Source organism: Methanosaeta sp. UBA458 (genome assembly GCF_002496085.1).
GTDB classification, from domain to species: Archaea; Halobacteriota; Methanosarcinia; order Methanotrichales; family Methanotrichaceae; genus Methanothrix; species Methanothrix soehngenii.
Genome location: NZ_DAIK01000120.1, coordinates 1 through 5,974 on the forward strand (window position 1 = coordinate 1; position 5,974 = coordinate 5,974).

Below are 5,974 nucleotides of genomic sequence, written 5' to 3' on the forward strand. Positions count from 1 at the left end.
TATTTCTTTTTATATATTATATTATTTATATATTAATTAATGCTTTTGCTGATATCAGATTCGGATCTATCTACCATATCATTGATCCACCAGATTTATATCCTATTTTAGACCATATAATTGTTGCTGGCCACAACAAAATAGTTAAATTGAGCTAAATTTGTCTCAATCTTTTTAAAAAAAAGGTAATGGTGTAGGAGGGAGTCGATGAAGCGGAGCAAGGATTTAATTATATCCCAGATATTGCTCGTTTGTGCCAAGGGAGCAAATAAGACCAAGATAGTATATCAGGCGAATCTCAACTTCAGAACGGTGGATCCGTATTTGAAGCTTCTAATGGAGAGAGGTCTGATAAATGCCAAGAGAGAGCCTAATCTGATCTATCAGACCACGGAGAAGGGCGAAGAGTTGCTGGGGAGCTTGAAAGCGATCCAAAGGGAGATATACTAGACATATCTCCTCGCTTGCATCTGCAAGATAGCATATCCTAAATGCTATCTTTGCCTTCTTCCCTCTGGCAGAGGAATATGTGGCGGATTAGGCTGCGGTGCACCCTATCCAAATGGCTTTGAATGACTCTGAATCCGGCATTTGATATCTGGGAGTCAATCGGGCCATCGGCTACGATAACCATGCGTCTGCCAGGTCTTATCACACGAAATAGCTCCGATAGACTCTCTTTTAAGAGATCCTCCTTGGAAGAGGCGAGGATCCTGGCAGACCTTCCATAAGGAATGTCGAGCACTGCACCGTAGATAGAAGCATCCTTCAGAGCAAGGCGTTTGGCATCGCCTAATACCAGGGCGCAATTCATATTCTCCAGGTTGCATATTGCCCCCTTCACCAGCCGGCCTTGAGCCTCTATCCCCAGGCACTCTATGCCCATCAGACAGGCCTCAACCAGAATCCCGCATGTTCCGGCAAACGGGTCGAGCAGCCGCTCCCCAGCTCGGATCTGAGTTAGATTGACCAAAGAGCGGGCCATGCGGGGCATGAGGACTCCGGGATGAAAAAACGGCTTCAGGTGGGGACGGCGGGCCTCAAAGGAGCTGCGATCTACCCTTGCCACTTCCACTCCCAGGATTATCTTGCCGCTTGTGATAACTGCTCTCAGCTCTATATTGGGGCTTTTCAGGTCTGCCCGGATGCCTTTTCCCAAGAGCACCCTTCCTATCTCGTGCTCCACAGCATCCGCCCTGGGAGAAGCGTTCTTGATCCTCCTTGCCCGAATCCTGTAGCTCTCATCGGGAAGGGAGAGGAGGGCAACGGATCTGGCAAGATCCTCGAGGTCTGCCTCGCATATCGCCATGACCTCGATGATCCGGTGGGTCATTGCCAGCCGATCTCCTAAAGCCCGAACATCCAGGCCCTCGGCCTCGACTATCAGGCACTGGTCCAGATAGGATTGCTCACGATAGCGGTCGGAGAAGATCTCCACCAGTGCAATAGCCTCACATCTGGGCAGAGACTCATGCTCTCCAGAGAGCTCGAAGGCATAGCTCTTCATTCTTTTTTAGTCCAGATAGGAGTTCACATCCCGATAATTGAACCGCTCTGTTGCCAGAACGTTCTCCAGGAAGTTGAAGAGAGCCCTTCGAACATCGTCCGAGAGCAATGGATACCAGGTTGGACTGGCCACGACAGTCGCCCGGAAGGCAAAGAATGGGGCTATGACCTCTAAGAGTTCATCGTCGCCGGTCTTATCCAGGTAGTTCTCAAAGAACAGCTCGAACAGGTCCTTGAGGTCTCCGGTCAAACGCAGGCTCTTTTGCACTGAGTAGAAAATGTAGTTCATGGCGAGAGCAGTGATGTCATCCGCCGCTTCGCCCCACTCCCCCCGGCTCCGATCGAGTACGGAGAAATCGGTGCCTTCCCGGAACATGATATTCCAGGGATGGAAGTCGCCATGGACCATGGATAAGCGGTGGACTTTGCTGCGAAGCTTCCAGCGCCATTCCACGCAGACCTTCTCGATCTCCTGCAGCTCATCGGGATCCAGGAAGGTGCTGCTATCGGGATAGTCGTCCAGGATGCCGAATATGCATTCTCCGTCTCCCACGGTCTCTCTGATCTTGCGCTGGTATAAGGGCGGGCAATCCTCCTTTGTGGCATGGATCTGGGCCAGATAGCTGGAGAGGGCAATGACCCGATCATGATCCAGGTCTGTTGCTCCCTCCTCTTTGACTCTTTCCAGGTCGAAGAAGTACTCCTTTCCCTCGATCTTCTCCATGAGGAGGAAATACTCGCATGCATCGCCAGCAGAGACCAGCCTTCCATCCGGGGTGAAGTAGCCCACGTCCAAAGATCGGACGTGCTTGGGAAGGCTAGCGAATGTGGCATTCTGCCAGATTAGGATCCTCGCCCGGTCTGAGAAGTGGTCGTGGCCGAAGCCATGCTGCACCCGCATGGTGGAGAGAACGCAGGATGCCTTTTTGCCCGAGAGCTTATAGTCCACCATCAGGGGCGATCCATATCCAAATCCCTTTACATCCTCCGCCGTGGGAATGGTCTCCCCCAGCTTTCGAACCGATACGATGGAAAGGCCCTTACCATACAGGCTCCTCAGATAGGCCTCCAGATTTTCCCTTAACAGATCCATAGCCATTCCCCTCTTATCATCAGGTTCCCATCTGCCAGCTGTGCAGGTACTTCTCCTGTTCTGCGGTGAGCTTCTCCGTCTCCAGGCCCATTGAGGCGAGCTTCAGCTCAGCCACTCTCCGGTCGATCTCCACAGGAACAGAGTAGACCGACTTTTTCAGGCTTCGGCCTTGCTCCACAATGTAGCGCACTGAGAGCGCCTGGTTGGCAAAGGACATGTCCATGACCTCTGGGGGGTGGCCATAGGCCGCAGCCAGGTTGATCAGGCGGCCCTCTGCCAGCAGATAAAGCCTGCGGCCGTCGGGGAGCTTATACTCGGTGACGTTATTTTGTATCTCATTCTTCTCCCCGGCCATCTTCTCCAGGGCAGGGATATCGATCTCCACATTGAAGTGGCCGCTGTTGGCGACGATTGCCTGATCCTTCATAAGGGCGAAGTGCTCTTTTCTTAACACATTGATGTTGCCGGTGAGGGTGACGAACAGGTCTCCCAGGGGAGCAGCCTGTCCCAGCGGCATGACCCTGTAGCCGTCCATGGCTGCCTCTAAAGCTTTGCGCGGCTCGATCTCAATGACGATGACGTTTGCTCCCAACCCCTTGGCCCTCATGGCAAATCCCCGGCCGCACCAGCCGTAGCCGCATACGACCACCGTCTTGCCGGCAAAGAGGAAGTTTGTGGCCTGCATGATGCCATGCAATGTGCTCTGTCCAGTGCCGTAGCGGTTATCGAACATCATCTTGGTCTCGGCATCGTTGACCGCTATCACCGGATAGAGCAGAGCCTTATCTTCGGCCATGGCCCGGAGGCGGACGACGCCGGTGGTGGTCTCCTCGCAGCCGCCTAACATCTGAGCGGCAAGCTCCGGATGCTCCTTGTGGATTATGGCTATGGTGTCTGCGCCGTCGTCCAGGCTTACATTGGGCTTGAGCTCCAGGGCTTTTTTTATGCAGTCGTAGTACTCAGTCTCATTCTCTCCCCGGAAGGCATAGACGAAGAGGCCCCGGGCGGCCAGGGCTGCAGCCACTTCGTCCTGGGTGGAGAGGGGATTGGAGCCCGTCACCGCCACCTCTGCCCCCCCTGCCACCAGGGTGGTGATAAGGTTGGCCGTCTCCACAGTCACATGCAGACAGGCGACTATGCGAGCGCCCTTCAGGGGTTTCTCCTTCTCGAACTCCTCCTTTATCCTGTCCAGTACCGGCATATGCCTGCGGGCCCATTCGATACGCTTCTCTCCTGCTTCTGCTAAGGCAAGATCCTTGACCACGCTCTCCTGCAAAATATCACCTTGAATTCTCTTAGCTTGACTGATCTGCTTGATCAATTTGTTGATACTTAAACCCAACCCCGGCCTTGCCAGGGGCTTTTGCATCTGTCAAATTCAGGTTATGGGCCTTGAAGCCTCTTTGGGCTGATATTTTGATTCGGACAGGTTGCCATTCCATGGGGCGGTTCAGCAGCTTCCTGATTGCCGGGCAGTCGCGCAGGCAGGCATCCCGCCTCGGGCTATGGCGGCGTGAGATGGAATTCTCTCCCAAGCTATGATTTCTGTCCGCGTCGCCCTCTTCCATCAGGGCGGCAGGCTCGCCCCCCTTCGCGGGATGAGGACGAAGTGGGGAGAGTGATCCAGAGGATGGGGTTTCCTTGCTGTTCAGCACGGGTGAGCTTGGCAGTGGATCTATCTTTATGCCTCCATGCTATTTGGTATGGGTGAACTTGAATCGGAAATTCTCTGTTTCTTTTGTGCCTCAGTGGTGAAACGCCATGCACTGACCCAACCACAGAGGCGCAGAGGAACAAAAGACCATAGTCCCTGCCTTAACTCACCCGCATAATTCAGCGAAGAGCCAAGAGAAAGTCCCACTTATGTTGCACGAAATGGTCTAATCCTCAGATGTCAGCCTAATGAATCGCTGCTGCGCTTTTTCCAGGATCTCCTCTTCTCCAGGGATGATGCCGTTTTGCATCAGCACCCGTCCGTTGACGATGGTGGTGTCCACTCCTCCCGCCATGCTGTAGACCAGATGGGATACGATATTCGACTGCGGATAAAACCAGGGTTTTTTCAGGTCGATCAGGGCCAGGTCGGCATTGGCGCCGACTGATATTCCGTTGTTCAATCCGAATGCCTGATAGGCGTTATCTGTGGCGAACTGCCATATCTGCTCTGCAGTGAATGCGGCAGGGGTGTGGTAGGCATTCTTTTGCACTATGGCCGTGACCTTCATATCCTCAAATAGGCTTAGGTTGTTATTGCTGCATGCGCTGTCCGTTCCCAGGCAGACGTTAACCCCGGCTTTCATCAGGGTGTTTAGGGGGGCAATGCCCGAGGCTAACTTCAGGTTGCTCGCCGTGCATGAGACTACATTGGCCTTTCTCTTCTCCAATAGATAACAGTCCTCTTCAGAAAGCCAGACGCAGTGGATGGCCGTAAGGCGGCTATTCAAAAGGCCGAGCGAGTCCAGATACTCCACCGGGCTTTTGCCCCGGCTTAGCAAGAATTCATCCACCTCCTTCCGGGTCTCAGAGATGTGCATATGGACCATAGCCTGGTGCCTGTCCGCGATCTCTCCTGCCCGGAGAAGGGTCTCCTCAGAGCAGGTGTAAGCGGCGTGGGGGCCCACAGCCGGCCTTATCAGCTCGTCGTCCTTCCAACGCTGGATGAAGGGCTCCACCTGAGACAATAGCTCGGGCAACATGTCGAAGACGACGCCTGAGATAAAACCCCGCAGCCCCATCTCCTTTGTGGCCTGAGCTGTCACATCCGGGAAGTAGTACATATCATTGTAGCAGGTGATGCCGAATCTGATCAGCTCCAGGCAGCCGAGCTTCACTCCCCAATAGACATCCTCCTCTGTTAACCTGGCCTCCAGGGGCCAGATCTTCTCCTCCAGCCACGGCATCAGCTCCATGTCGTCGGCATAGCCTCGCAGGAGGCTCATGGCCAGGTGGGTGTGGCAGTTTACGAGGCCGGGGATCGCCAGCTTCCCCTTGCCCTCTATCTCCTCATCGCCACGCTCTTTTTGCAGTTCAGGGCCGATCTGCTCGATCTTGCCCTCCTTGGTTCTGATATCCTGCCCCGGCACGAGATGCCCGGACTGGAGTATGGAGACATTCTTTATGAGCATCCGAGAAAAATTGGCTCTGAAGATAAAAAAGATTGTCGATTTGACAGATAAAGTGTAGGTTTTTGGGCCGGCCTTTAAAGGTGGGGTATCGTCAGGCTTAAGATCTATCGATTCCAAGCATGAGGGCGTGCTGAGGTAGCCAAGCGGCCTACGGCGCTGGTCTTGAGCTTTCGTCCTCTTTCCAGGAGGGCGGAACGGGCAAACCAGTGGTGCATCGCACCTCGTGAGTTCAAATCTCACCCTCAGCGCT

5 protein-coding genes and 1 tRNA gene are annotated in these 5,974 nt (G+C 53.9%); 2 read left to right on the forward strand and 4 right to left on the reverse strand.

The window, feature by feature from the left end; all coding sequences use genetic code 11:
- Nucleotides 1-207 precede the first annotated feature (207 nt).
- A complete protein-coding gene (locus BP822_RS08715) occupies nucleotides 208-450 on the forward strand; it encodes a winged helix-turn-helix domain-containing protein (protein WP_013720299.1) in 243 nt (80 codons plus the stop codon).
- A gap of 37 nt (nucleotides 451-487) precedes the next feature.
- On the opposite strand, the gene BP822_RS08720 is transcribed toward BP822_RS08715, so the two are convergent.
- The 4 genes from BP822_RS08720 to BP822_RS08735 form a co-directional block, all read right to left on the reverse strand.
- The gene (locus BP822_RS08720) at nucleotides 488-1,507 is read right to left on the reverse strand and encodes a THUMP domain-containing protein (RefSeq protein ID WP_013720300.1); all 1,020 of its coding nucleotides are present in this window, start codon (nucleotides 1,505-1,507) and stop codon (nucleotides 488-490) included.
- A 6-nt stretch (nucleotides 1,508-1,513) separates the two neighbouring features.
- Complete coding sequence (locus BP822_RS08725; RefSeq protein WP_013720301.1) at nucleotides 1,514-2,599, reverse strand: phosphotransferase family protein; 1,086 nt, start codon at nucleotides 2,597-2,599, stop codon at nucleotides 1,514-1,516.
- 19 nt (nucleotides 2,600-2,618) lie between these two features.
- Nucleotides 2,619-3,875 (reverse strand): adenosylhomocysteinase, encoded by a 1,257-nt coding sequence (locus BP822_RS08730; RefSeq protein WP_273271612.1) that lies wholly within the window; start codon nucleotides 3,873-3,875, stop codon nucleotides 2,619-2,621.
- Between the two features lie 604 nt (nucleotides 3,876-4,479).
- The gene (locus BP822_RS08735) at nucleotides 4,480-5,724 is read right to left on the reverse strand and encodes an amidohydrolase (protein WP_273278502.1); all 1,245 of its coding nucleotides are present in this window, start codon (nucleotides 5,722-5,724) and stop codon (nucleotides 4,480-4,482) included.
- Between the two features lie 129 nt (nucleotides 5,725-5,853).
- On the opposite strand from BP822_RS08735, the gene BP822_RS08740 reads away from it, so the two are divergent.
- Nucleotides 5,854-5,972 (forward strand) — tRNA-Ser (locus BP822_RS08740).
- The last annotated feature ends 2 nt before the right edge of the window (nucleotides 5,973-5,974 follow it).